Origin of the sequence: Bacillus australimaris, from assembly GCF_001307105.1 — a bacterium.
GTDB classification, from domain to species: Bacteria; Bacillota; Bacilli; order Bacillales; family Bacillaceae; genus Bacillus; species Bacillus australimaris.
In genome coordinates, this window is record NZ_LGYN01000023.1 from 81,002 (window position 1) to 106,408 (window position 25,407).

General features: G+C 43.0%; 24 protein-coding genes. 6 read left to right on the forward strand and 18 right to left on the reverse strand.

Annotated elements, in window-relative coordinates:
- Nucleotides 1-165: 165 nt before the first annotated feature.
- The 7 genes from rpoE to AKG37_RS09815 all read right to left on the reverse strand — a co-directional run bounded on the left by rpoE (nucleotide 166) and on the right by AKG37_RS09815 (nucleotide 7,865).
- Nucleotides 166-705 (reverse strand): DNA-directed RNA polymerase subunit delta, encoded by a 540-nt coding sequence (gene rpoE, locus AKG37_RS09785; RefSeq protein WP_060698632.1) that lies wholly within the window; start codon nucleotides 703-705, stop codon nucleotides 166-168.
- A gap of 275 nt (nucleotides 706-980) precedes the next feature.
- Entirely contained in the window at nucleotides 981-1,160 is a 180-nt protein-coding gene (locus tag AKG37_RS09790; RefSeq protein ID WP_237697716.1) for a hypothetical protein, read from the reverse strand.
- Nucleotides 1,161-1,307: 147 nt separating this feature from the next.
- Nucleotides 1,308-2,450, reverse strand: coding sequence for an acyl-CoA dehydrogenase (locus AKG37_RS09795; protein WP_060698633.1), 1,143 nt, complete (start codon nucleotides 2,448-2,450; stop codon nucleotides 1,308-1,310).
- A 16-nt stretch (nucleotides 2,451-2,466) separates the two neighbouring features.
- The gene (locus tag AKG37_RS09800; protein WP_060698634.1) at nucleotides 2,467-3,579 is read right to left on the reverse strand and encodes an acyl-CoA dehydrogenase family protein; all 1,113 of its coding nucleotides are present in this window, start codon (nucleotides 3,577-3,579) and stop codon (nucleotides 2,467-2,469) included.
- Nucleotides 3,580-3,590: 11 nt separating this feature from the next.
- Nucleotides 3,591-4,454, reverse strand: a complete 864-nt coding sequence (locus AKG37_RS09805) for a 3-hydroxybutyryl-CoA dehydrogenase (RefSeq protein WP_060698635.1) — start codon at nucleotides 4,452-4,454, stop codon at nucleotides 3,591-3,593.
- A gap of 19 nt (nucleotides 4,455-4,473) precedes the next feature.
- Nucleotides 4,474-5,649: an acetyl-CoA C-acetyltransferase gene (locus tag AKG37_RS09810; protein ID WP_060698636.1), complete on the reverse strand. Its 1,176-nt coding sequence runs from the start codon at nucleotides 5,647-5,649 to the stop codon at nucleotides 4,474-4,476.
- Nucleotides 5,650-5,753: 104 nt separating this feature from the next.
- The gene (locus AKG37_RS09815; protein WP_060698637.1) at nucleotides 5,754-7,865 is read right to left on the reverse strand and encodes a heterodisulfide reductase-related iron-sulfur binding cluster; all 2,112 of its coding nucleotides are present in this window, start codon (nucleotides 7,863-7,865) and stop codon (nucleotides 5,754-5,756) included.
- Nucleotides 7,866-8,008: 143 nt separating this feature from the next.
- On the opposite strand from AKG37_RS09815, the gene cls (AKG37_RS09820) reads away from it, so the two are divergent.
- The 3 genes from cls (AKG37_RS09820) (at nucleotide 8,009) to AKG37_RS09830 (ending at nucleotide 10,508) form a co-directional block, all read left to right on the forward strand.
- Nucleotides 8,009-9,205, forward strand: coding sequence for a cardiolipin synthase (cls, locus tag AKG37_RS09820; RefSeq protein ID WP_060698638.1), 1,197 nt, complete (start codon nucleotides 8,009-8,011; stop codon nucleotides 9,203-9,205).
- 12 nt (nucleotides 9,206-9,217) lie between these two features.
- The gene (gene uvsE / locus AKG37_RS09825; RefSeq protein WP_060698639.1) at nucleotides 9,218-10,180 is read left to right on the forward strand and encodes a UV DNA damage repair endonuclease UvsE; all 963 of its coding nucleotides are present in this window, start codon (nucleotides 9,218-9,220) and stop codon (nucleotides 10,178-10,180) included.
- Nucleotides 10,181-10,253: 73 nt separating this feature from the next.
- Nucleotides 10,254-10,508 carry a hypothetical protein gene (locus tag AKG37_RS09830; protein WP_060698640.1) on the forward strand — a complete coding sequence of 85 codons (255 nt, stop codon included), beginning with the start codon at nucleotides 10,254-10,256 and terminating at the stop codon, nucleotides 10,506-10,508.
- 27 nt (nucleotides 10,509-10,535) lie between these two features.
- Here AKG37_RS09830 and AKG37_RS09835 read toward each other — a convergent pair whose 3' ends face one another.
- From AKG37_RS09835 to cls (AKG37_RS09850), 4 genes are all read right to left on the reverse strand, one after another.
- Nucleotides 10,536-11,534: a S66 family peptidase gene (locus AKG37_RS09835; protein ID WP_060698641.1), complete on the reverse strand. Its 999-nt coding sequence runs from the start codon at nucleotides 11,532-11,534 to the stop codon at nucleotides 10,536-10,538.
- A gap of 87 nt (nucleotides 11,535-11,621) precedes the next feature.
- Nucleotides 11,622-11,864 carry a hypothetical protein gene (locus tag AKG37_RS09840; RefSeq protein ID WP_060698642.1) on the reverse strand — a complete coding sequence of 81 codons (243 nt, stop codon included), beginning with the start codon at nucleotides 11,862-11,864 and terminating at the stop codon, nucleotides 11,622-11,624.
- 152 nt (nucleotides 11,865-12,016) lie between these two features.
- Nucleotides 12,017-13,732 carry an ABC transporter ATP-binding protein gene (locus tag AKG37_RS09845; protein WP_060698970.1) on the reverse strand — a complete coding sequence of 572 codons (1,716 nt, stop codon included), beginning with the start codon at nucleotides 13,730-13,732 and terminating at the stop codon, nucleotides 12,017-12,019.
- A gap of 105 nt (nucleotides 13,733-13,837) precedes the next feature.
- On the reverse strand, nucleotides 13,838-15,340 hold the full coding sequence (gene cls, locus AKG37_RS09850; RefSeq protein ID WP_060698643.1) for a cardiolipin synthase: 1,503 nt from the start codon (nucleotides 15,338-15,340) through the stop codon (nucleotides 13,838-13,840).
- 155 nt (nucleotides 15,341-15,495) lie between these two features.
- Between cls (AKG37_RS09850) and AKG37_RS09855 the strand changes: the two genes are divergently transcribed.
- Both AKG37_RS09855 and AKG37_RS09860 read left to right on the forward strand, forming a co-directional pair.
- On the forward strand, nucleotides 15,496-16,467 hold the full coding sequence (locus tag AKG37_RS09855; RefSeq protein WP_060698644.1) for a S66 family peptidase: 972 nt from the start codon (nucleotides 15,496-15,498) through the stop codon (nucleotides 16,465-16,467).
- Between the two features lie 482 nt (nucleotides 16,468-16,949).
- The gene (locus AKG37_RS09860) at nucleotides 16,950-17,267 is read left to right on the forward strand and encodes a YolC/YozM family protein (protein ID WP_060698645.1); all 318 of its coding nucleotides are present in this window, start codon (nucleotides 16,950-16,952) and stop codon (nucleotides 17,265-17,267) included.
- Between the two features lie 41 nt (nucleotides 17,268-17,308).
- Here the strand turns inward: AKG37_RS09860 and argS are convergent, their stop codons facing one another.
- The 5 genes from argS to speE form a co-directional block, all read right to left on the reverse strand.
- Complete coding sequence (argS, locus tag AKG37_RS09865) at nucleotides 17,309-18,982, reverse strand: arginine--tRNA ligase (RefSeq protein WP_060698646.1); 1,674 nt, start codon at nucleotides 18,980-18,982, stop codon at nucleotides 17,309-17,311.
- Nucleotides 18,979-19,401 carry a YwiB family protein gene (locus AKG37_RS09870; RefSeq protein ID WP_060698647.1) on the reverse strand — a complete coding sequence of 141 codons (423 nt, stop codon included), beginning with the start codon at nucleotides 19,399-19,401 and terminating at the stop codon, nucleotides 18,979-18,981. The genes argS and AKG37_RS09870 overlap by 4 nt, the downstream gene beginning before the upstream one ends.
- Before the next feature lie 124 nt (nucleotides 19,402-19,525).
- Complete coding sequence (locus AKG37_RS09875) at nucleotides 19,526-19,873, reverse strand: hypothetical protein (RefSeq protein ID WP_060698648.1); 348 nt, start codon at nucleotides 19,871-19,873, stop codon at nucleotides 19,526-19,528.
- Between the two features lie 78 nt (nucleotides 19,874-19,951).
- Nucleotides 19,952-20,824: an agmatinase gene (gene speB, locus AKG37_RS09880; RefSeq protein WP_060698649.1), complete on the reverse strand. Its 873-nt coding sequence runs from the start codon at nucleotides 20,822-20,824 to the stop codon at nucleotides 19,952-19,954.
- Nucleotides 20,825-20,893: 69 nt separating this feature from the next.
- Nucleotides 20,894-21,724 (reverse strand): spermidine synthase, encoded by an 831-nt coding sequence (gene speE, locus AKG37_RS09885; RefSeq protein WP_060698650.1) that lies wholly within the window; start codon nucleotides 21,722-21,724, stop codon nucleotides 20,894-20,896.
- A 226-nt stretch (nucleotides 21,725-21,950) separates the two neighbouring features.
- Between speE and AKG37_RS09890 the strand changes: the two genes are divergently transcribed.
- On the forward strand, nucleotides 21,951-24,020 hold the full coding sequence (locus AKG37_RS09890; protein ID WP_060698651.1) for a transglycosylase domain-containing protein: 2,070 nt from the start codon (nucleotides 21,951-21,953) through the stop codon (nucleotides 24,018-24,020).
- Nucleotides 24,021-24,144: 124 nt separating this feature from the next.
- Here the strand turns inward: AKG37_RS09890 and AKG37_RS09895 are convergent, their stop codons facing one another.
- Together AKG37_RS09895 and AKG37_RS09900 are read right to left on the reverse strand one after the other, a co-directional pair.
- On the reverse strand, nucleotides 24,145-24,663 hold the full coding sequence (locus AKG37_RS09895) for a YwhD family protein (RefSeq protein WP_060698652.1): 519 nt from the start codon (nucleotides 24,661-24,663) through the stop codon (nucleotides 24,145-24,147).
- A gap of 12 nt (nucleotides 24,664-24,675) precedes the next feature.
- Nucleotides 24,676-25,332 carry a site-2 protease family protein gene (locus AKG37_RS09900; protein WP_237697733.1) on the reverse strand — a complete coding sequence of 219 codons (657 nt, stop codon included), beginning with the start codon at nucleotides 25,330-25,332 and terminating at the stop codon, nucleotides 24,676-24,678.
- Between the last annotated feature and the right edge of the window lie 75 nt (nucleotides 25,333-25,407).

Here is a 25,407-nt window from a genome sequence, read left to right on the forward strand (position 1 = left end):
AAATCTCTTGAAAAATAAGAAAGCTCCCTTTCAAATAAATGAAAGGGAGCGTAAATGAACGTATCTTTACGTACTCTTTTTTAGAGAGCCCAAAATACATACTACATAGTTCGCTCTCGAAAGTCAAGACGGTTTTGTCCTGTTTTGAGGACCGATTTGAGAGGGTTATTTGTCTTCCTCTTCATCGTCTAAATCGTCTTCATCGATTTCCGTTAAGCCGTCATCATCTTCATCATCATCTTCGTCGAAGTCTTCAATTTCTTCGTCAATTTCTTCATCATCATCTAGGTCAAGATCATCGTCATCTTCAACAAGATCAAGGTCTTCTTCAAGCTCGTCGATTTCATCTTCCTCTTCGATCTCATCGAAGTCTTCTTCAACGACAGCTGCTTTTGATTTTTTCTTTTTCGCTTTTGTTTTCACAGCTGGCTGAACTTCTTCTTCGATTTGATCAACTGGATACCAGCTGCGAAGTCCCCATCTCTGATCACCTAACGAAATAAAGCGGCCATCTATATTTAAGTCTGTATAAAATTGAGCAAGTCGATCATCAAGATCAGATTTTTGTATTCCTTGCAAACGGACAATTTCATCTATTAACTCGGAAAACGTAATGGGTGTTTTGCTGTCTCTGAAAATTTCATATGCAAGTTCAACTAAAGACATTTGTTTGAGCTGTTCCTGTGAGTATTCTTTCAAACTCAAGGTCAGACACTCCCTTTCTATTACATGTATGTATCCATTTATCAGTGAAATAATAAGTATTTATACCTTATTCTTACGACAAACCATACCTCTCATTATAAACAAATTAGGGGAGTTTATGCCACCTTTATCGATGTTAATTTTTGATTTTTTCTCGTAGGGAGTTTGTTAAAGCCAATCTTTTGTAACGAATTGGACTTGTTCTTATGTGGTGTACACATTTTATGTGCTTTTTTGTCTTTCTTTTTGATGAAATCACTGAACTAGGATTTATTTCAAATTTGGATATGTTGAATGAACGATATGACGACAGGTATGGTAAATAAAGTACCTGCAGACGTTAGCACAATTAATTTTCTGCGGCTGTTTTCTTTCTCCTCTTCCTTTGAAGATTTTGAAAGCTCGGTGTAAACCATCATCCAAATAACTAGAGTTACTAATGCTAAGATGGCCATCATCATTACCTCCATATTTATTTTTTCCAATTTTAACATAATGCCATGATCATATGGATCAATATTGGAAATCGCCTCAAATTTGAAAACTGAATGAAACAAAACCAAAACAGACCACCTCACATTTAGGTGGTCTTTGCTTGTTCTCTACATATCTAGCAATTTCCGCGAGATGACCAGACGCTGGATTTCCTGTGTTCCTTCATAAATTTGAGTGATTTTCGCATCACGCATGTATCGTTCGACTGGGTAATCCTTTGTGTATCCGTACCCGCCGAAGATTTGAACCGCTTCTGTTGTTACCTTCATGGCTGTATCACCAGCAAAGAGCTTGGACATGGCTGATTCCTTTCCATACGGCAGCCCTTTCGTTTCGAGCCATGCTGCCTGATAGGTGAGCAGCCTTGATGCTTCAATCGCTGTTGCCATATCGGCCAGCTTAAAGGCGATCCCCTGCTGCTGAATGATTGGTTTGCCAAATTGTTTACGCTCCTTGGCATACTGAACTGCCGCATCAAGAGCGCCTTGTGCAATCCCAACAGCCTGTGCAGCAATGCCGTTTCTACCGCCATCGAGCGTCATCATGGCTATTTTAAATCCTTCTCCCTCTTGACCAAGCCGGTTTCTTTCATGAATTCGGCAATCTTCAAATCGAATTTCAGTCGTTGGCGATGAACGTATCCCGAGCTTGCTTTCCTTTTTGCCAACCGAGAAGCCTGGTGTGTCCTTTTCGACAATAAAAGCGGTCGTATTTCGAGATGCAGTTTCTTGGTCTGTCACGGCAAACACAATATAATAATCTGCAATGCCTCCATTTGTAATAAAGATTTTCGCACCGTTCAGGACGTAATCACTGCCTGCCTTTACAGCCGTTGTCTTCATTCCACCGGCATCTGAACCAGAACCGCTCTCAGTAAGAGCATATGCTCCTATCTTCCGCCCTTCTGCAAGCGGCTTTAAATAGGTCTCCTTTTGTTCATCTGATCCGAATGTATAGATTGGCCATGAGGCGAGAGATGTATGAGCGGACAAGGTGACACCTGTAGATGCGCACACTCTTGAAAGCTCCTCAACTGCTATGACGTAGGCTAAATAGTCACTGCCAATTCCGCCTGCCTCCTCCGGCCAAGGGATACCCGTTAAACCGAGCTCCGCCATTTTGTGAAAAATAGTTGGATCATATGTCTCTGTTTCGTCTCGCTCTGCTGCTGTTGGCTCCACTTCATTTTTCGCAAAGTCTCTCACCATTTTTTGAATCATTTCATGTTCGTCACTTAATTGGAACTGCATCACGAGCCACCTCATTTCATATTAGCTGTTTACAAATGACCAGCCTCTGAATTTCACTTGTTCCTTCATAGATTTCACAAATTTTCGCATCACGAAAGTAACGTTCTGCCTGATAACGATTCGTATAACCATCTATGCCTAGCAAATGAATCGCTTCTGTACTGATCTCAACCGCCGTTTTTGACGCAAATAGCTTTGCCATTGATGCTTCCTTTGTGACTGGACGATTCGCCTCTTTGTAAGAAGCGGCTTGATAGACGAGCAGCTTGGCCGCCTCAAGCTTCGCCGCCAAATCGCCCAGTCGAATGGTCGTTTCAAGACCTGCTGGATGCTGCTTTAAATAGGTCACTGCCTCGGTTAATGCGGCTTCTGCAATGCCAAGGCTTTGTGCCGCGATTCCGATTCTCCCCGCATTTAAGCTGGACATGGCAATTTGAAAGCCCTCTCCTTCTGCACCGAGCAGCTGATCTTTTGGAATCCGCACGCCATCAAAATGAAGCGTGACTGTTTTTGAACCGTGCAGTCCCATCTTTTTCTCATCTTTTCCAATCGTAAATCCCGGCGTATCTTTCTCAACAATGAACGCCGATATATTTTTTCTCGCAGAAGTCGGGTCTGTTACTGCAAAGACAAGATACAGTTCCGCTTTTCCGCCGCTTGTGATAAAGATTTTTGTCCCATTTAACACATACTCGCCGCCCTCCCGCTCTGCTCTTAACTGAATACTGGAGGCATCTGATCCAGCCTTCGGTTCAGTCAGGCAAAAGGCTCCAAGCTTCTGCCCAGATGCAAGCAGCGGGACATAGGATTCTTTTTGTTCCTTTGTTCCAAAAGTCAAAATAGGCATTGTCACAACAGATGTATGAACGGATACAATGACACCGATGGCCGCACTCACTTTCGATAATTCATGAATCGTGATGATATACGTTGTAAAATCTGCTCCTGCACCTTGATACGAAGCTGGTATCGGAATCCCTAGAAAGCCTTGCCGTCCCATTTCACCTAAGAGGGCACGCGGGAAATGGCCTTGTTCCATGGCTTCCACTTCGGGGAACACACGCTGGCGTGCAAATTCTGCTGTCTGTTCTTTCCAGAGACGCTGTTTATCTGTAAGCAATACATCCATCTTGACTCCCCCTATGAGTGGTCGTGGTATGTGTAAAAACCTCTCTTTGTCTTTTTGCCCAGCCAGCCTGCATTCACGTATTTTTTCAAAAGAGGACAAGGTCGGTATTTGCTGTCTCCAAGGCCCTCGTGAAGGGTATTCATAATAAATAGACATGTATCTAGTCCGATGAAATCAGCTAGACGAAGCGGCCCCATAGGGTGATTCATCCCAAGCGTCATGACACCATCAATGCTTTCCGCATCTGCTACGCCTTCATAAAGGGTGTAAATGGCCTCATTGATCATTGGCATCAATATGCGATTTGATACAAACCCCGGGAAGTCCTCTACTTCTATTGGGGTTTTATTTAAAGTCTTCGCCGTTTCACAAACAACTCGATACGTGTCATCACTTGTTTGCAGCGCTCGAATGACCTCAACGAGTTTCATAACAGGAACCGGATTCATAAAATGCATGCCTATCACTTTCTCCGGCCTGCTCGTCACAGCCGCTAATTCTGTGATGGACAAGGAAGACGTGTTTGTCGCAAATATCGTCTGCTGCTCTGCAAATTGATCGAGGGTTTCAAAGATTTGTTTTTTCACACTCATTTGTTCAGATGCAGCTTCAATCACTAAATGAGCCTGCTGAACGTCTTTTAAATCTGTGGAAACGGCAAGCCGCTGCGTGATATCTCGGACTGCCTGATGTGGTAGTTTTCCTTTTTCTGCCCGCTTCGTCAGTTGTTTGGTCATGGAGGAAATAGCTCGATGAATCTGCTGTTCTGCGGCATCATGGAGCAGGACTGTATAGCCTGACTGTGCAAACACTTGAGCAATGCCTGAGCCCATTTGACCAGCTCCAACGACCATAACGGTCTCTTCTGTACTCATGACAATAAACGCCTCCCTTTTAGTCTACCTTTATCATGATGGCATCTCCTTGACCGCCTCCACTGCAGATCGCCGCAATGCCAATGCCTCCGCCTCTGTGTCTTAATGCATGAACCAATGTCAATATCACACGTGTTCCGCTTGCCCCAATCGGATGGCCCAGTGCGACCGCCCCTCCGTTGATATTCAATTTCCGCCGGTCGAGCCCAGTTATTTTTTCACATGCAAGAGCCACAGCTGCAAAAGCCTCATTGATTTCAAACAAATCGATATCCTCTAAACGCTTTCCTGTTTTCTTTAAAAGCTTCTCGATTGCAAAGGCTGGTGTTTTCGGGAAATCCTTCGCCTCTAAGGCAACCTGAGTATGACCAAGCATGACAGCCATTGGCTTTACGTCATGCTGCACAGCATAAGTGTCTTTCATTAAAAGAAGCGCACTTGCTCCATCATTGACACCTGGTGCATTACCAGCGGTGATGGTGCCCGTTTGATCAAAAACAGGCATGAGCTTTGACAGCCGTTCATATGACGTATCACGCCGCAGAGATTCATCTTCTGTGATGAGTCGTTCTCCCGTTTTTGTCTTGACTGGGACGGATGTGATTTCATGTTGAAAAAAACCGTTTTTCTGCGCTTCAATAGCTCGTTCATGACTTCTGAGTGCCCACAGGTCTTGCTCTTCTCGCGTGATGTTAAGTTCCTTTGCAGCCATGCTCCCATATCCACCCATATGAACGCCTGTAAATGAACAGGTTAATCCATCTAACATCATCGCATCTTGAACTGCACCATCACCCATTTTGTAGCCCCATCTGGCTTTTTTCAGCAAATAAGGAGCGTGAGACATGGATTCCATACCACCCGCTACGATGACCTCAGCATCTCCTGCTCGAATGATTTGATCTGCTGCGGTCACACTGCGCATGCCTGATGCACAGACTTTATTGATGGTTTGTGTTGGTACAGACCATGGAAGATCAGCATATCTTGCAGCCTGTCTTGAAGGAATCTGACCTTGCCCTCCTTGCAACACACTTCCCATAATGACCTCATCTACTTCATGCGATCCAGATACACTTTCTAGTGCAGCCTTGATCGCTATACCGCCTAGTTCTGCGGCAGTCAAACTACTGAGCGCTCCGCCCAATTTTCCAAATGGTGTTCTTGCTCCAGATACAATGACTGTCGTACTCATGTATGTTCCCTCCCTGTTTGTTACCGCTTACATATCAATTAGGCAACTGATGGGACAGCGCCATATATAAGCCGATGAATATCCTATTCATCGGCCTGTCTTGTTTACGACACCTGCTTTCCTGCCTCACCAAACACTGATTTTTCAAGAAGTTCTGCGACGTCAAATGTGCCAATTTGGTCCTCTACTTCCTTCGCCTTCGTTCCATCTCCCAGCATCGTTAAGCAATAAGGACATCCTGAGCTGATGATGGATGGCTGCACCTGTAACGCCTGCTCCGTTCGTGCAGTGTTAATCCGTGTACCTGTCTCTTCTTCCATCCACATTAAGCCCCCGCCTGCTCCGCAGCACATACCGGTTTCACGATGGCGCTCCATTTCCTTCAGCGTCACACCAGGAATGGCTTTTAAAATGTCTCTTGGCGGGTCATACACCTCGTTATATCTGCCTAGGTAGCAAGAGTCGTGGAAGGTAATTACCTCGTTCACTTCATGTACAGGCGTTATTTTCCCTTCTTTCACCAGCTCTGCCAGTAACTCTGTATGATGGTACACTTCTGCCTCAAGCCCGAAGTCTGGATACTCATTTTTAAATAAGTTATAGGCGTGCGGATCAATTGTGACGATCTTTTTGACACCGTTTTTCTGAAATTCTTCAATGTTCTTTGCGGCAAGCTCTTGGAATAAAAATTCGTTTCCGAGTCTTCTTGGTGTATCTCCTGAGTTTTTCTCTTTATTGCCCAGGATGGCAAAGGATACCCCTGCTTCGTTAAGAAGCTTTGCAAAGGCAAGCGCAATTTTTTGGCTGCGATTGTCATATGCCCCCATTGAACCAACCCAGAATAAATAATCAAAGGGTTGCTCTGCTTTTTTCAGCTCTTTCACTGTTGGCACATGCACATCTTCTCTCAGTTCTCGCCAATTTTCTCTTTCTTTTCGGTTCAACCCCCACGGGTTCCCTTGGCGCTCAATGCTTGTCATGGCACGCTGTGCATCCGCATCCATTTTTCCTTCGGTCAGCACAAGATATCTGCGCATATCAATAATCTTATCAACATGTTCATTCATGACAGGGCATTGGTCTTCACAGTTTCGGCATGTCGTACATGCCCAAATTTCTTCTTCTGTAATGACTTCGCCAATAAGAGAAGAATGATATATAGAGCTTGCGGCCGATTCTTCTGCACCTGCTCCTCTCGCCTGCAGCGCCAGCTGGTTTCCTGTTGTCTGCTTGAAGGCAAGCTGCGGGACCCAAGGTGTCTTCGATGTAATAGCAGCCCCTTTATTCGTTAAATGATCTCTTAGCCTTAAAATCAAATCCATTGGAGACAGCATCTTCCCTGTCCCTGTTGCTGGGCACATATTCGTGCAGCGCCCGCATTCCACACAGGCGTAAAGGTCGATCAGCTGTGACTGACGGAAGTCTTCAATTTTTCCCACACCGAAGGTCTCTTGTGTCTCATCTTCAAAATCGATTTTTTGCAGCTTTCCTGGCGGATCTAATCTGCTGACAAATACATTCACCGGCCCTGCAATCAGATGAGCGTGCTTTGACTGCGGAACATAGACTAAGAATGTCAGCAAAATAAGAAGATGCACCCACCATGCGGCATAAAAAACAATCGTAGCGGCAAGAGGTGATATTCCGCCCAGCAAGAAAGCAATACCAGAAGCAATTGGCTCTGATAGCGATAGAGAGTGTCCATGCCAGATGATGTTCATGCCGTTTCCTAGTAAGACTGTCAGCATCAAGCCGCCAATAAATAAAAGGACGAGACCTGATTTGAAGCCTCGTTTTAAACGGACAAGCTTCTCCACATATCTTCTATGAAAAGCCCATACAACAGCCACTAAAATGAGAAGTGTGACCACCTCTTGGAAAAAGGTAAAGACGCCGTACAGCGGTCCTAAAGGAAGCCCGCTGTCTGGAATCAGTCCCTTCAAAATAAAATCAAGCGCTCCGAACTGTACAAGGATAAATCCGTAGAAAAACAGCACATGAATGATACCGCTCTTCTTGTCCTTCAACAGCTTCTTTTGCCCAAATACATTGATCCAGACACGCTCTAAGCGTTTCTTCATGTCTTGTTGGAATTCTTCTTTTTTACCAAGACGAATATACGCCGCTCGTGTTCGAATGAGATAAACAAACAAATACACAGCGTAAGCGGTCACCGCCGCAAATGCGATCAAGTTGATCATTAAAAGGCTATTCATCTTGCTCCCCCTTTCATTCCCCAAAACCCTCTTTGTTCCGTTTCCATGTTGTACCTCTATCATAAATAATGAATGAGTATTCAGTCAATATTTTTTACGCGTTTGGGTACACTATTGAAATATGCAAAAAAGGAGGAAGCTTTATGATCGCATTGATCATCCTACTCGTACTCATCGCCATCGTTTTGCTCGTACTGTTAGACCTTTATATGGGAAAGAAGTACTTTTCTACTCACGCTTTCGAACGAACTTTTGACCAAACCAGCGGTGATGCCGCCTTTTATCATGATGGCGAACCACTATTTGATCAGCTGCTCATTGATATTGAGCAGGCCTCTTCTTCTATTCATATGATGTTCTTTATTGTAAAGAACGACAAGATTGGTCAAAGGGTCTTACAAGCACTGAAGGCCAAAGCGGAACAAGGCGTTTCCGTCTTTTTGCTGACAGACCGATTAGGCTCCTATTCATTTGATCAAAAGTCGATTGATATGTTAGAAAGAAGCGGCATTCAATTTTACTTTCTCAATAAGCCTCGTTTCCCTTTTTTGATTTATCGTTTAAATATGAGAAACCATCGTAAAATCACGGTGATTGATGGGAAGATCGGCTATATTGGCGGATTTAATATTGGTGATGAGTATGTTGGGAAGAAAGGCAGATTTGGCATTTGGAAGGATTATCATTTACGCATGACAGGACAGGTTGTCGCAGACCTCCAGCATGTGTTTTTGAATGATTTGTACCGATCGTCCGGCATTCATCAACTGCAATATGAGGTTTTTCCTGCATTGGAACCGGGAACATTACAATGCACGACACGCGCGACCGCTGGTTTTTCTTTAGAAGCTTTATTTCTCAAAGATATTCAGCAGGCGAAAAAACAGATCATCATCTGTACGCCTTATTTTATTCCATCCGCCCCTCTTCTGAACGCACTGCTTGATGCACGAAAACGGGGCGTCACTGTTGAAATCATCATTCCAATGAAAGCAGATCATCCACTTGTGAAAGAGGCTGGTTTTCACTATTTGAAAGACCTCATTGCCTCTGGATGCCTTGTTTATCGTTTTTATAAAGGTTTTTATCATTCGAAAGCCATTCTAATTGATCAGAATCGCTGTATGATCAGTACCGCCAATTTTGATAAACGCAGCTTGTTTTTAAATGAAGAAGTAGATGTGGCCATTGACAATCCAGCCTTTACTGCACACGTAGAGGAAAAGATTCGGGAACATATCGAAGTGTCTGAGATCATGACAGAAGAAACATTGTCAAAGCGTCCCCTTTTCACACGGCCGCTTGAGTGGGTTGCCGCCATGTTTTCGTATTTTTTATAAAGGAGATGACCTATGCGTTATCGATTTGGTTATGTATCCAATGCCGTCACCTTGTGGGAAGCGTCACCTGCCAAGTCGCTGACCTTCGCAAGATACAGCAAGCTGTCAAAGGAAGAGAGAAAAGAGGCTTTATTACGAACAACGAAGGCCAATCTCGTGAATACATTAAGAACGCTCTATTTCGCCATTGCCCATGATATCCCACTTTATCGTTTTTCAAGCTCGATTGTCCCGCTTGCGACCCATCCCGAGGTGCGCTGGGACTTCGTGACACCTTTTCACAAAGAATTTCTCGAGATCGGCAAGCTGGTGAAACGGCACGGATTACGGGTAAGCTTTCACCCGAATCAATTCACCTTGTTTACCAGCCCAAAACCATCAATCACTGAAAATGCTGTCATCGATATGACGTACCATTATCAGATGCTTGAGGCGATGAAGCTCGAAAAGGATGGCTATATGAACATTCATGTGGGCGGTGCGTATGGTGATAAAGAATCAGCTCTTCAACGCTTTGATGAAAATATCAAACAGCTTCCGGCTCATATCAAGATGAGAATGACGCTTGAGAATGATGACAAAACGTATACAGCGCTGGAAACGCTCGGCGTATGTGAAAAGCATGACATTCCATTTGTTTTTGATTACCATCATCACATAGCAAACAAAGATGACGATGCCGCGCTTGATGACATCCTGCCTAGAATGTTCGACAGTTGGACGAACACTGGCATTCCGCCCAAAATTCACTTATCTTCACCTAAATCAGAAAAAGCCCTACGCAGTCATGCAGATGGAGTAGATATGGCCTTTGTCTTACCTCTTTTTCAAGCATTAAAACCGTATGGCCGTGATGTCGATTTTATGATTGAAGCAAAATTAAAGGATCAGGCTCTGCTTCGTCTAGTCGAAGAGCTCTCTGCGATAAGAGGCAATAAACGAACAGGCGGAGGAACCATTGAGTGGAAATCATAGAGAAAGGTTTACCTTTGTGCAAATAGGGGTAACAAAGCTATTGTGAGAAAGTAATTAACAGGAGGATATGAAGATGTCTCAAATCTATTCAATCCGAATCGCTGCTAAAGCGTTGAATTTACATAGGCTTATTTCTCTTTATGAAAAGTGCCAGCAGGCTCAGCATCGTTTATACGTATATTCTAAAAAAACAATGTGCAACATTAAGAACATCGTAGAGCTTGAAACCTTTAGGCTCACTCATTTAGATTCAGATTACTTAATTGTCGTGGAGGGGAAAAAAGCACAGGATCTCCTTCAGCCGTTTGAAAAAGAAAAGGTTTCATAAAAAAGAGCAGCCCCAGGCCGCTCTTTTTTATATCCACTCTTTTGTCAGCCAAACTTGTTTAGAAGCTGCATCCATTTTCACTTTTGCCCCGATTGGCATGGTAAGCATCGGGTGTGTATGGGCACAGTCAAAATCGGCGATGATCGGTCTTTTTGTCTCTCCGAGCACCTCAAGTAAAATCTCGTAAGGCTCTTTGCCCGTACCCTCATCATCAAATAGCTCATGTTTTCCTAAAAGGATGCCTGATACCCGTTCAAATACTCCATTTACTTTCAATAAAGAGAAATTCTTTTCTACAACTGATGCGGTTTTCATGCAATCTTCAATAAGGAGGATGTCTCCGTTTTGAATAGCTGGCATAAACTCACTTCCCCATATACCGTACATAGCATTTAGGTTTCCGCCAATCAATCTGCCCTCTGCCTGTCCCTCTATGATGCACAGCCAATCGTTCGGACGCTGCTCTTTATCCCCTGTCTTTTCTTCCCAATTGATTCGTTCATCTGTCCAAAAAGGCGGTTTTTCAATCTGATAAGGAATGGTTTGAGGGGACATCAAGATGTTCTCAAATGACTGATATGTATAAGTGACAAACGGTTCAAACTCACCAAAGGAAGGAACAAGCGCCGGCCCGTAAAAAACAGGCAGTCCCGTTTTTTCGTAGGCAGCTAAAAGAATCGCTGTCGCATCTGAATAGCCGATCATGATTTTCGGATGTTGATTCAGCAGCTCAAAATCAAGATAAGGCAGCATGCTGTTTGAATTTGTCCCGCCAATCATCGACATGACGCACGCCAAGTCCTCTCTAGCCATCAGCTCATTCAGCTCATCCGCCCGTTCTTGAATTGTGCCTGAACGGTAGTGATCCTCTTTCCCTGTTAATGATCCTGGGATCACAATGAATCCTTTTTGCTCAAGCCACTTCTTCGCTCGCTCATACCTAAGAGGCGAGGTCGCTGATGCAGGACTTGAAGGTGAAAATATACCAATCTTATCGCCCTTTTGTAATCGCCGAAGCCTCTTCATTCCATCAGATCCTTCCTACACGCATTTTTTCTATCCTAACAAAAAAAGCCCTTTATCAAAAGAGCTACTGAACGAATGAAAATCTTTTCAAAAAAATATTTTAAAAAGGCCAAGTAATATGAGAGTAAAACTAATAATCAATGCTATTGATATTTTGACTTTGCTTAAAGAACTGTCTATAACGTTTACAAAAAGGTGGATGCCAAATAAAATAATCCCAATGTAAAAAAATACTGGGTTGATTCCAGCTGGAATGATCAATATAAATAAACCAACAAGAGTCACGTAGTGAATGCTTTTCAGCATGAATGTTTTTGCTTTTTCACTCAAACAACCCTCTCCTTTTGGATTTAATTTCCTCAAATTATATCAAAATTCCATTTAATTGGTGATTTAAATATTTGCAGGACGAACCACTTTTTTATGATCACATGTAAAAAAATGAGTCCAACTCAATAGCTGAACTCATTTACGCCTTACTATCAATGACCAAACTGCGCTTCATGCAGTCTGCTGTAAACGCCGCCCATTTGGATGAGGTCTTGGTGGCGGCCTTGTTCTTGGATGCCTTCTTCTGTTACGACGATGATACGGTCGGCGTGCTTAATCGTGGCAAGGCGGTGGGCAATGACAAGTGTCGTCCTGCCGACAGCCAGTTCGCTGAGTGCATCCTGTATAGCTTTTTCTGTTTCTGTATCAAGTGCTGACGTGGCTTCATCTAAAATCAGAATCGAAGGGTTTTTTAGGAACATCCGTGCAATTGACAGACGCTGCTTTTGACCGCCTGACAGTTTGACGCCGCGCTCGCCTATAACGGTATTTAATCCCTCTGGGAAACGTTGAACGAGTTCCTCTAAATGCGCTCGCCGCACAGTATCCCAAATCTCTGCATCGCTGGCTTCTAAGTTGCCGTACGCAATGTTTTCACGAATGGTGCCTGAGAATAAAAAGACATCCTGCTGCACAATGCCGATCTGCTGTCTTAAAGAAGACAGGGTCATCGACTTTGTACTCACACCATCAATCGTAATCTCCCCTTCATCCACATCATAAAAACGTGGCAGCAGACTGCAAATCGTCGATTTTCCCGCTCCTGAAGGCCCGACAAACGCAACAGTTTCTCCTTGTTTGATCTTCAAATCGATATCCTTTAACACATGGCTGTGGTCATCGTAGCCAAATGTGACGTTTCGATATTCAATTTCACCCTTCAGTCCGAATACATCACGAGCTCCTTCTGCATCCTTCACATCCGGCTCAGTTTCAAGCAAATCGACATAGCTTTTAAAGCCCGCAATGCCTTTTGGATACATTTCAATCACTGTGTTGATCTTATCAATCGGTCTGAATAAAACGTTTGTGATCAGAACAAACGCGATAAATCCACCTGCGGTTAATTGCCCTTGCAATACAAACCATGTACCTGCCAGAAGGACAAACAATGTCACAAGACGTGTGAGAATGTAACTGATTGAGCCATTGACCGACATGATTTTATATGAAAGAAGCTTTGCTTTCCGAAAGCGGTTGTTGTTTTCAGCAAAGCGTTTTTTCTCAAAATGTTCGTTGGCAAAGGCTTGAACAAGACGGATGCCGCCAATATTGTTTTCAACCCTTGCATGAAAGTCTCCAATGTCATTGTTCAGTTGGGTAATCGCCTGCGTCATCTTCTTATTAAAATGCAGGGCAAGCCAAATGATGACAGGCATGATCAGGAAGGTTAAAATGGCAAGCTGCCAGTTAATCATCAGCATGACCGCAAAGGCGCCAAGAATCGTCATAATGGCAATAAACAAATCCTCAGGTCCGTGATGGGCCACCTCTCCAATGTACATGAGGTCATTTGTCATTTTTGACATGAGCTTGCCCGTTTTGTTGTTATCAAAGAATTTAAAGGATAGGCGCTGAAAATGATCAAACAGCTTCTTCCTCATATCTGTTTCAATATTGATGCCAAGCATGTGCCCCCAGTACGACACAATAAATTGCATCACCGAGCTGAGTGCATAAATGATAAACAGAGCAAGTGCTGTCCAGGCAATGATCGTCCAGTTCCCTGTTGGCAGCAATGTATCAATGAAGTAGTTCACAATCAGCGGGAAACCAAGTTCCATCAATCCAACTGCGACAGCGCAGAAGAAATCTAGAAAGAACAGACCGCGATAGGGCCTGTAATAGGCGAAAAATCGTTTTAGCATATGTAAAAGAACCTCATTTCCTCTATAATTGATAATCGTTTTCAATTATAGAGGAATCCTCTTCAAAATACTAGATCAGGTCATGATTTCTTCCGCTGGAAAATCTTATAACACACCAGAAAACAACCGGGCAAATGATTCCTTCAATCGTTCTTTTAAGCCTCTTTTATAAAAATGAACAGGGCCCATTTGCTCACATTCCTTCATATCTTCCTCATAGTGGGCCATCAATTGCTCAATTGGCTTTTTTGCGGCTGTGAAAACATTAACCTCAAAATTGAGCTGAAAACTTCTCATATCCACATTTGCGGTGCCAACGGAGGCAAGCTCTCCATCTGCGATCATCACCTTTTGATGCATAAACCCTTTTTGATAGTGATACACCTTGATGCCTTCTTTTAGAAGCTCGGAAAAATAGGATCGTGTGGCATATTGCGTGAGAAAGCCGTCATTGATCTCCGGTACCATCACCCGCACATCCACCCCTCTCGTAGCAGCGATTTTTAGCGCAGTGCGAATCGATTCATTTGGTACAAAGTAAGGTGTGGCAATCCAGACAAATTGTTTCGCATTTGAAATGAGCGCATCATATAAATCACTCATACTTTCCTTCATATCAGGTCCAGTTGGTACAACCTGAATGACATCCTCGCCTGTCACAGCGTGCGGCGTATGATACTTCGGATCATCAATTAACACTTCATCTGATACATACTCCCAGTCGAGCATAAAAACGGAATGAAGGGTCTGAACAGCCTCACCCTTTAACATGGCATGTGTATCGCGCCAAAAACCGATCTTTTCATCCCGCCCAACGTATTCCTTACCGACATTTAACCCACCGACAAACCCTGTCTCTCCATCTATAATGACGATTTTACGGTGATTTCGGAAATTGAATTTTTGATTAAAGAATCCATATTTTAAAGGCAGAAAAGGAGCGACCTTGATCCCTGCCTGCTTCAAGCGTTTAATATCTTTTCTGGAGAAGCGAATGCTGCCTGCCGCATCATATATGAAGCGAACCTCTACCCCTTCTTTTACTTTTTCAATTAAAATCTCCATCATTCGGTGACCGAGGAAATCGGATTTGAACATATAGTATTCTATATGAATGAACGATTTTGCCTTTTTTAGCTCTTCAAAAATTCGGGGAAACGTCTCCTCTCCATTTTTTAAAATGTCCATATCACTATTGGTATTCACATGCATGCCTGTTGCTTTTTCTGTGTATTGAAAAAAAGCACGCTGATTATCGGTTAAACGTGATTCATCCGGCTTGCTCTCAAGCTCAGATATTCTTCTTAATTTCTCACGGTTATACATTCTCTTTGATTTGAATAAATGCCCTTTAACATAGAGCTGCCCTGAGAACAGATAGAACATATAGCCGATGATCGGGAAAAAAATCAGCACATACATCCATAACAACGTGTGCTGTGATGTACGGTTCTCAAGCATGAGTGAGATGATACTAAATAAAATAATGGCGATATAAATCACTGCGTACAGCTGAACGCTCCACGCCGGTACAGGCCACCAATACACCATATATGCCCCGAATATCATAAAATATAAAAATAAAAATTCCAGTCTCCTCTTTTTCACATTCTCCGCCCTCATTCATTCTGTCTTTTTCTCTTCCATACCCTTTGCACAGCTTGTATGAAACGCACGGTTGGCTGCTTTCTTTTAGCTTTTACAGACTAGAGCGTTTTGATCCGATATAATGGAAAATATGTGAAGGAAAGGACGAATTACTTATGCGTACACCATCTGCTTTAAAAAAGGGGAGCCACATTCGGGTGATTGCTCCAAGCCGAAGTGCCAGCATTTTATCAGAAGAAGGAATGGCTCAGGCCAAAAAACGTTTAGAATCATTAGGGTTTACTGTTTCTTTCGGAAAACACGTGTTTGAATGTGATCTGCATTCCTCTTCTTCTATTGAACACCGTTTATCGGATCTACATGAGGCGTTCACAGATGATGAAGTCGATGGTATTTTGACAGCCATTGGAGGCTTCAACTGCAATGAACTTTTGCCTTATATTAATTACGACTTAATCCGTCAGCATCCCAAGGTTCTATGCGGCTATAGTGATATCACCGCACTCGCAAACGCCATTACAGCTAAGTGTGATATGGTGACATATTCAGGCCCCCATTTCTCCAGCTTACAAATGGAGCAGGGACAGGAGGAGCAGTCTGCGATGTTTCAGGCCTGCTTGATGAACGGCGGTGAGCCATTTGATGTGATTCCATCGACAAAATGGAGTGATGATACGTGGTATCTTGATCAAGCAAACAGGCAATTTCATCCGACAACATGGGGGATTTATCAGGAAGGAACAGCTGAGGGCACCTTGTATGGCGGAAACCTTTGTACACTGAACTTACTGCAAGGGACTTCGTTTATGCCTCAAATCAAGGATGCCATCTTATTTGTGGAGGATGATGAGCTGGTGTTCCCTGAAATGTTCGCCAGAGACCTTACTTCCCTCTTGCAGCATGCACAATCAATTAAAGGGCTGATCATCGGACGCTTTCAAAAGAAATCCCAAATGACAGAGGAACATTTGAGGTTCATTCTCGATAAGCACCCAATGCTTCAACACATTCCAGTGATCTACGATGTCGATATCGGACATACACAGCCAGTCTTCACCTTACCGATTGGCGGAAACGCTCAGCTAGCGTGTACAAATGGAGACGTGAAGCTGCGTATTCTTGCATAACTAAAGGCAAAAAAGCACCCGAATACGCGGTGCTTTTTCTATGCAAAATCTTTTTTAAATTTTTTAGAAAAAGTGATCCAACCCTCCACCTCCTTCGTTAAGTAGATGTAAAAAGAAAAGAGAGGAGGCAAAAACATGTTCTCTGATGTACTAAGCCAACTATTCGATTCTATCTCTAACATCATCAATACACTTGGGTAATTCCATTTAACGCACACATACTACATGCTTTCTGAAGGGAGGATACGCTCTATGTTCTCTGATGTACTTAGCCAATTATTCGATTCTATTTCTAACATGATTAATACGCTTGGATAATGTAAAAAACCCGCTGTCTCTTGAGGATAGCGGGTTTTTACATGTTCAATATCGTCAATTTAAAATAGGCCTTTTATGAGCATCTATCTGTAAGATATTTAAACAAACCCAATTGGATGTTACAATCTATTAAAAGGAATAATTTAACTATAGAAGGAGATATCATGAAAAAACGTTTGATTGGTTTGTTTTTTATTACCCTTTGTATTCTTGTATTAAATTCCACTCCAAATCATCTCACTCTTTCTGAAGAAGAATTAGATAAAAAGGTCATACAAGTATTAGACTCGTTATGGAAAGAGCATGGCTTGTTACATTATCAAATCGTTAAGACAGATCCCACAATTTCCATCGGCATCAATACTTCAAAGGATATAGCAGGTTTGCAGTCTGTATTAGAAAAGAAACTTCCTAAACAAGCATTAGAGGATTATGAAATTGAGATTTTCCAGAGAAATAAAAATGATCTAAACGTTGAATGACAAAAAACCCGCTCCTGTTCCGAGTGGGTTTCTGCGTGTTCTTACATCTTTTCCGGAGCCGATACACCAATTAGTTTTAATGCATTAGCAAGCGTGATTTGTGTTGCTTTCATGAGTGATAGACGTGCTGTTGTTTTTGTTTCGTTTTCTACATCAATGACTTTCTCAGCATTGTAGAAGCTGTGAAGGGCTGATGCAAGGTCATAAATATAGTTCGTCACGCGGTGCGGAATACGCTTTTCAGCTGCTTCTGCTACAACTTCTGGGAAGCTGCCAATGATTTTCAGAAGATCGTATTCTTTTTCCGATTGAATGTGAGAGAAATCGGCTTTTTCAAGGTTTGGTTCGTAGCCTTTTTCTTCTCCTTGACGCAGCATGCTGCAAATTCTCGCATGCGCATATTGTGCGTAGTACACAGGGTTTTCGTTAGACGTAGAAATCGCTAAGTCTAGGTCAAAGTCCATATGTGTCGCTGCACTTCTCATCGCAAAGAAGTAACGAGTGGCGTCTAAGCCTACTTCTTCAATTAGATCACGCATTGTGACAGCTTTCCCTGTACGCTTACTCATCTTCATCTTTTCACCGTTTTTGTAAAGGTGCACAAGCTGAATGATTTCTACTTCAAGCTTGCCAGCTGGATATCCAAGTGCTTGGATGGCTGCTTTCATTCGAGGGATATAGCCGTGATGGTCAGCGCCCCAAATGTTAATGAGCTGGTCAAATCCTCTGTCTAGTTTGTCTTTATGATATGCGATGTCTGGAAGCAGGTAAGTGAAGCTGCCGTCTTTTTTAATCAGGACACGGTCCTTGTCATCGCCAAAATCCGTTGAACGTAACCACGTTGCGCCGTCTTCTTCAAAGACATAGCCTTTTTCACGAAGTGTTTCCAGCGCTGGTTCGATTTTTCCGTTTTCATATAATGAAGTTTCTGAATACCATACATCAAATGGGACACGGAAATTCTCGAGGTCTACACGTAATTTCTCTAATTCGTATTTCAAGCCGTATTCACGGAAGAACTTCATCCGCTCTTCTTCCGATTCATGCACGAAACGGTCACCAAATTCATCCGCAAGCTTTTGTCCGATGCCTTTGATGTCTTCTCCTCTGTAGCCGTCTTCAGGCATTTCTTTTTCAAGACCGAGCGCCTCAAAGTAACGTACTTCTACAGATAAAGCGAGGTTATTGATTTGATTTCCTGCATCATTGATATAGTATTCACGGCTCACATCGAACCCTGCTTTATCAAGGATGTTGCAAAGAGAATCCCCTACAGCTGCTCCGCGGGCATGTCCAAGGTGAAGGTCACCTGTTGGGTTGGCTGAGACGAATTCGACTTGCACCTTTTGACCGCCGCCTGTATTCGTTTCGCCATATGCTTCTTTTGCTTCAAGGACAGCTGGAATCAGCTTTGTTAAATACTGATTGTTCATATAAAAGTTAATGAATCCTGGACCTGCGATATCCAGTTTTTCAATGGAAGCTTTCCCTTTATCAAATGAATTGACGATGTCCTCTGCGATTTGACGAGGTGCTTTTTTCGCAATGCGGGCAAGCTGCATTGCCATGTTGGTGGAGTAATCACCATGAGTTTTGTCTTTCGGCACTTCTAAAAGGACATCTGGCACCTGGCTTTCATCAGCAAGTCCTGCTTTGACGACTGCCGCAATAATTTCTTCTTTTAACGCATCTTTGACCTGTTCTGCGATATTCATGAACGTAAATCCTCCTTATACGAAATGGATAATGTATGTAAATGCTTTTGATCTTCCCCTGTCAGCATATCGTACGTAATGTGCAGCAGTCCCTTGTCCACATCGAAATCAATGCCATGTGTGTGCACATCAAGCTGAAGTGTACCGAATGGCATCGTGTAGTGGGTGACGGTCGTTTCTCCAATGAGAAAGCGCTGCTTCATTTGAATAGCCCCTGATCTCATGACAAAAATTTCTTTTTCACTCATTTTCACAACGGTTTTTACTTGACCCATTTCATGTTCTTCATGGTAAGTGAGATACGTTTTGTCATTCTTCTCTTGATACGTTCCAGTCGTGCGGAATTCGATCGTTTCAGCCGGTTCCGTCTCTGGTTTCATCACTGACTTTACATGAATTGAAATTTGGTTTTGTGTCATTTTGCACTTCCTTTGCTAAGACCCGTTTAACTAAAATAGTATACCATATTCATGATCGCCTATCATACCATCATTTCTCTTCTTCACAACGATTAAACTCCGTTTTTGATCTTCAGCCATTCCTTTAGAAAAAAAGAAAAATAAAACTGACCAATATCACATGTCCAGCCTTTACGCCTAAGTCTTTTCTTTTCAATAAATAAAAAAGAGCCTGTATGCCTGAACTTGCCAAAAATGCCTGAAAAAAATCAAATGGTGCGATTTGATCCTTTTTAAATACCACCTGCATGAATAACGCAATGGCCGTCAGATAGAAAAAACCTCGATCCTGAAATAAACCAACTAACTCTTCCTTTGCTTCCTTTTTCGAAGCAAAGACAGGCGGATCAGCTGCGAGCTCTCGTTTCAGTGTGAGAAAGCCTGCCGCTAACACGCATAAAGCGAGGAACACCATCAATATTGAAGAAAACATGAGCTGCCTCCTGTATTTTTTGACCAATGTAAAAAAAGAGCTTGTCCACATGAGATGACAAGCTCCTCTATCAACTGATTATTTCACAAACCCAAGCAGCATTTCGCGTAACAGCTTGCTCGCTGTATTCGCTGTTTGGTCAGAGTGATCATATACAGGTGCTACCTCGACTAGGTCTGCGCCGACTACTTGGACATCAGATCCTGCAATCGCATGGATGGATGCAAGCAGCTCTTTTGATGTAATACCGCCAGCATCCACCGTTCCAGTACCAGGTGCATGAGCTGGGTCTAGCACATCAATGTCGATCGTCACATACACTGGACGCCCCTTCAGCTTTGGCAATATTTGCTTCAATGGCTCCAGCACTTCAAATTTAGAAATATGCATCCCCGCTTCTTTTGCCCATTCAAATTCTTCTTTCATCCCAGAACGGATGCCGAAAGAGTATACATTTTCAGGTCCAATAAGTCCTGCCACTTTACGAATCGGTGTCGAATGGGAAAGCGGCTCACCCTCATATTCCTCACGAAGATCCGTATGTGCGTCCATATGGATAATGGCTAAATCAGGGTATTTCTTATGCATCGCACGGAAAACCGGCCAAGACACAAGATGCTCGCCGCCCATTCCTAATGGGAACTTCCCTTTTTCTAAAATACTGTCGACATACTCTTCAATTAAATCTAAGCTTTTTTGTGCATTTCCAAAAGGAAGCGGGATGTCACCAGCATCAAAGAATGGGACCTCGTGCAGTTCACGATCTAAATAAGGACTGTATTCCTCTAAACCAATCGATACCTCACGAATACGGTTCGGCCCAAAACGTGAGCCTGGGCGGTAACTGACGGTCCAGTCCATCGGCATGCCGTATAAAATGACCTTAGCATCCTCCCATGTCGGTTGACTTCCAATAAACACTTTTCCTGAATAAGCCTCATCGAATCTCATGCAAGATTCCTCCTTTTACGCTTCAAAAAATGCGCAAACTGTCATTTGCGCATTCTCATTTCGCTTCATTTATTTGATTAAGTCGCTCACAAATTTCGGCAGAACAAATGCCGCTTTGTGCAATTCTTTTGTGTAATATTTTGTGTCAATATCAAAGAAACGGCTGTCTTCTAAAGCAAGTGGATCATATTTTTTAGAGCCAATTGTAAATGTCCAAAGACCGCTTGGATACGTTGGAATATTCGCTGTGTAAAGCTTAGTAATCGGGAAAATTTCTTTTACATCACGCTGAACATTTGTAATCAGCTCAGGTGTGAACCAAGGGTTGTCTGTTTGCGCAACGAAAATACCGTCTTCTTTCAATGCTTTAGAGATTCCTGCATAAAATCCTTTAGAGAACAGGTTCACAGCTGGTCCAACTGGCTCAGTTGAGTCAACCATGATGACATCATACTCATTGTCAGCTTCAGCAATGTGCATAAAGCCGTCTCCGACTTTGACATCTACACGAGGATCGTCTAGTTTCCCAGCAATAGAAGGAAGGAATTTCTTCGAGTATTCAATGACCTTTCCGTCAATATCCACAAGTGTCGCTTTTTTCACACTTGGGTGTTTGAGAATTTCACGAATAACACCGCCGTCTCCTCCACCTACGACAAGAACATTTTCCGGGTTTGGATGAGTGAAAAGAGGAACATGTGCTACCATTTCGTGGTATACAAACTCGTCTTTCTCAGATGTCATCACCATGCCGTCTAAAAACAGCATATTGCCAAACTCTTCTGTTTCCACCATTTCTAAATGCTGAAAGTCTGTTTGTTCTGTGTGAAGGGTTTTGTTCACCTTCAATGTAATACCAAAATTCTTCGTTTGCTTCTCTGTATACCAAAGTTCGCTCATTGTCCATCTTCCTCTCATCCAATAATAAACAAACATCTATTGTTAGCGCCTTTTATCGGCTATGACTATATCGATTGTCCAAGAAAAAAGTATAGTGGATTCGTATCAAATTGTAAAGAACCGCATGAGTTCTCTTCATTTTTAATGCACGCTCCCTGCAATCACTTGTTTAAAACGGTTTTCTTTGTTCCATACTGATAAAAAACCGTCAAAATGGGGGCTTTGCATGGACACAATCATGAGTAATAAAAAAATCCGCATGACCGTGAAAACGATTCGAGCCTGTTTTTTTATCGGCTTGCTCGCTTTTCTATTTGCAGGCACTGTCTTTTTGACGATTCTATTAATAGCTAAATGGCAAGGTGCCCCTTCTGTTCAAGTTCCCCAATCCACGACGATTTATGCAGCCGATGGATCAAAGCTTGGAGAATCAAACTTTGGAGAAAAGAGATATTGGGTGCCACTGAAGGACATGTCCCCTCATATCAGGCAGGCGGCTGTAGCTGTTGAGGATAAAACCTTTTATGAGCATCATGGCTTTGATATAAAGCGGATGGCAGGTGCTGCGGTCGCCGATATTCGCGCCATGGCAAAGGTACAAGGTGCCAGTACAATCACCCAGCAATATGCACGAAATCTTTATTTAGATCACGATAAAACGTGGAAACGGAAGTGGAATGAAGCCTTTTACACGATCCGTTTAGAGCAAAACTATACAAAAGATGAAATTTTAGAAGGATACTTGAACACCATTTATTATGGTCACGGAGCGTATGGCGTGGAAGCGGCTTCCCGTCTGTATTTCGGGAAAAAAGCGAAGAACTTAACCCTCGCCGAATCTGCCCTGCTTGCCGGTATCCCTAAGGGTCCTTCTCTCTATTCCCCTTATGTAAATGAAGAGAAAGCCGGTGCAAGAAAGAATATGATTCTGAGGCAAATGCAAGAGGATGGCATGATTACAAAAAAAGCAGCCGCTGACGCTGCAAAAGAAAAACTATCCTATCGCCCTTTGCAGCAGAAGCAGCTAAAAGCAAAGCAAGCTCCGTATTTTTATGACGATGTGATTCGAGAGTTGAAACAAAGCTTAGGGTTAACAGAGGAACAGATCGAAACCTATGGACTTCACATCCAAACGACGTTAAATCCAGAATTACAGAAAATCGCCGAGAAAACGCTAAAAAACACGATGAATGCCAAATCAGATATTCAAGTCGGATTTACTGCTATCCATCCCCAAACAGGGCATGTACTTGCCCTCATTGGGGGAAGAGATTATGAGAAAAGTCCATTCAATCGGGTGACACAAGCAAAAAGACAGCCAGGTTCAACCATGAAACCTCTTCTCTATTACATTGCCTTGCAAAATGGATTTACACCCGCAACCGTCATGCGCAGTGAGGAAACGGTGTTTGAGCTGGATGATCAAGGAAACGGCGCTGCTTATTCGCCTAGCAATTATCACGGCTATTACGCCAATGACGGCATTACAATGCTTCAAGCCTTAGCACTGTCTGATAATATTTATGCAGTAAAAACCCATCTATTTTTAGGAATGGATCAGCTTGTACGTGCTGGCAAGACATTTGGAATCAACGAAAAACTAGATCAAGTGCCATCTCTTGCCCTAGGTACATCTCCTGTTAAACCAATTGAAATGACCAATGCTTACGCCATGCTGGTCAATGGAGGAAAACGCGTCAAACCAACCTTTATAACGAAAGTAACCGATGCAAAAGGCAACGTGCTTTTTGAAGAGAAACAAAAACGAGAGCAAGTCCTAGATGAAAAAGCAGCTTTTGTCACCACCGACATGATGTCAGGCATGTTCAATGATCAATTAAACGGCTATACAAGTGTCACTGGCCGCACCATTATGAAGGATCTTACGCGAACATATGGTGGAAAATCGGGGACGACAGGAGCCGACAGCTGGATGATCGGCTTCTCTCCTCAGCTCGTCACAGGTGTATGGACGGGCTATGATAAAGGGCGCACCATTGACTCGGTTGAAGAAACCGCCTATGCAAAAAAACTATGGGCTTCCTTTATGGAATCAGCCCTCTCGAAGCAGCCAGCCTCCTCCTTCATGCCGCCAGACGGTGTAAAAGGTGTGTATATAAATCCAAAAACTGGCGACCTCGCAGGTCCAGGATGTGAATCTAAAGTATTCACCTATTTTATAGAAGGAACAGAGCCGACAGGTGTCTGCTATGGTGCTGAAGACAAAGCCTCTGAGCAGGACCCGGTTCAAGATCAACAGCCAAAGAAATGGTGGGAAAAGTGGCTGAAACGTTAAAAAGGACATGAAAAACCCCGAGATTTGCATCTCGGGATTCTCCATGTCCTAGCTTTAACACTAGTTTACTCAAAAAACGGATGGATTTGGTAGAAACCTGCCATTCTTCATAAAAATTTCACAATTATTCAGGGACAGCCAAACCTTCTTTTAATTCATCTGTGGATGCTTCCCATAGCGCTTCATTGTGACCCTTCAAGAAATCAGCAAGCACCTTTTTCGATACGTCATCCATATGACTGACAACGATTTTTCGCTTCATTGATTTATCCATAAGATTCACATGCTCAGGGAGTGACTTATACCCGCGGCGGATCGAACGGTCAACGGTCATTTCGCATGCCGTCACGCCAGCATAATAAGGACCTTCTTCTCTGCGGTCAATCGTCACCCATACGAGCCAATACGGTTTTCCGTTCGGCACCTCTTCTTTTGTTTTCAAGAATTTAATTCCTTTTTCGACGGCACTTCTTGCATGCATCGCACCAATATCAATGACAGCTTCCTTTTCCTCTACATCAATGATGACTGGCGAGATATTATCAAGGCTGAGTGCACCTGCCCCAAAGCCTCCATGTCCGTCGGTTGCATCTGTTTTTTTAATGATGTTAAAACCAATTGGTTTCTTCTTTTTACCTTCCATTCATTAAACCTCCTAAAGCAGCGGCTTCAAAATAAGATTAAACCAGTGTATGATTTGATCACGCATTCCGATCAATGGACCAAAAACAAATTGTCCTAGCGGCGTGATCACAAAAATGAGAAAAATGATGATCCCATATTGCTCAAATTGCGTCATTTTTGCACGAATACCAGGACTGACCACGTCCTCAATGATACGATATCCATCCAGCGGCGGAAGCGGCAATAAGTTGAATAGGAACAAGATGACGTTCAAGTTAATAAAGATCTGGAAGAAATAATCGACTCCCGGCTCAAAGCGCATGATCCATTCCCCGCCAAACTTCTGAAGAAGCACATACACCAAAAAGCCCAAAAACGCTAAAATCAAATTGCTTAAAGGTCCAGCAATGGAGACACAAATCCCTGCTAAGCGCGGGTTTTTAAAATGATAACGATTCACCGGTACCGGTCTCGCCCAGCCAAACCCGGCCACAAAGATCAAAATCGTCCCGAATATATCCAAATGCTTCAGTGGATTTAACGTGAGTCTCCCTTGATTTTTGGCTGTTGGGTCTCCGAAACGGTACGCAACATATGCATGCGCCAGCTCGTGCATCGTAAATGCGACAACAAGCGTAATAGCGACATATGGAATAAGTTCTAATGGATAAACAAGAAATTGGTTCAAAGGCATGAATCCCTCTTTCTTTCTATACAATGATTTACTTCATTCAGTATACTATAAGAAGTCCCTTAAACTAAA

What these genes read in the sequence shown, in the direction of transcription:
- AKG37_RS09790 (WP_237697716.1), bottom strand. Translation starts at nt 1,160, where the DNA reads ATGGCCATCTTAGCATTAGTAACTCTAGTTATTTGGATGATGGTTTAC.
- AKG37_RS09815 (WP_060698637.1), bottom strand. Translation starts at nt 7,865, where the DNA reads ATGAATAGCCTTTTAATGATCAACTTGATCGCATTTGCGGCGGTGACC.
- speB (WP_060698649.1), bottom strand. Translation starts at nt 20,824, where the DNA reads ATGAGATTCGATGAGGCTTATTCAGGAAAAGTGTTTATTGGAAGTCAA.
- AKG37_RS09810 (WP_060698636.1), bottom strand. Translation starts at nt 5,649, where the DNA reads ATGAGTACGACAGTCATTGTATCTGGAGCAAGAACACCATTTGGAAAA.
- argS (WP_060698646.1), bottom strand. Translation starts at nt 18,982, where the DNA reads ATGAATATCGCAGAACAGGTCAAAGATGCGTTAAAAGAAGAAATTATT.
- AKG37_RS09835 (WP_060698641.1), bottom strand. Translation starts at nt 11,534, where the DNA reads ATGAAGAGGCTTCGGCGATTACAAAAGGGCGATAAGATTGGTATATTT.
- AKG37_RS09845 (WP_060698970.1), bottom strand. Translation starts at nt 13,732, where the DNA reads ATGCTAAAACGATTTTTCGCCTATTACAGGCCCTATCGCGGTCTGTTC.
- AKG37_RS09830 (WP_060698640.1), top strand. Translation starts at nt 10,254, where the DNA reads ATGTCTCAAATCTATTCAATCCGAATCGCTGCTAAAGCGTTGAATTTA.
- AKG37_RS09860 (WP_060698645.1), top strand. Translation starts at nt 16,950, where the DNA reads ATGAAAAAACGTTTGATTGGTTTGTTTTTTATTACCCTTTGTATTCTT.
- AKG37_RS09895 (WP_060698652.1), bottom strand. Translation starts at nt 24,663, where the DNA reads ATGGAAGGTAAAAAGAAGAAACCAATTGGTTTTAACATCATTAAAAAA.
- uvsE (WP_060698639.1), top strand. Translation starts at nt 9,218, where the DNA reads ATGCGTTATCGATTTGGTTATGTATCCAATGCCGTCACCTTGTGGGAA.
- AKG37_RS09870 (WP_060698647.1), bottom strand. Translation starts at nt 19,401, where the DNA reads ATGACACAAAACCAAATTTCAATTCATGTAAAGTCAGTGATGAAACCA.
- AKG37_RS09805 (WP_060698635.1), bottom strand. Translation starts at nt 4,454, where the DNA reads ATGAGTACAGAAGAGACCGTTATGGTCGTTGGAGCTGGTCAAATGGGC.
- AKG37_RS09890 (WP_060698651.1), top strand. Translation starts at nt 21,951, where the DNA reads ATGGACACAATCATGAGTAATAAAAAAATCCGCATGACCGTGAAAACG.
- speE (WP_060698650.1), bottom strand. Translation starts at nt 21,724, where the DNA reads ATGAGCGAACTTTGGTATACAGAGAAGCAAACGAAGAATTTTGGTATT.
- cls (WP_060698638.1), top strand. Translation starts at nt 8,009, where the DNA reads ATGATCGCATTGATCATCCTACTCGTACTCATCGCCATCGTTTTGCTC.
- AKG37_RS09855 (WP_060698644.1), top strand. Translation starts at nt 15,496, where the DNA reads ATGCGTACACCATCTGCTTTAAAAAAGGGGAGCCACATTCGGGTGATT.
- AKG37_RS09875 (WP_060698648.1), bottom strand. Translation starts at nt 19,873, where the DNA reads ATGTTTTCTTCAATATTGATGGTGTTCCTCGCTTTATGCGTGTTAGCG.
- AKG37_RS09800 (WP_060698634.1), bottom strand. Translation starts at nt 3,579, where the DNA reads ATGGATGTATTGCTTACAGATAAACAGCGTCTCTGGAAAGAACAGACA.
- AKG37_RS09795 (WP_060698633.1), bottom strand. Translation starts at nt 2,450, where the DNA reads ATGCAGTTCCAATTAAGTGACGAACATGAAATGATTCAAAAAATGGTG.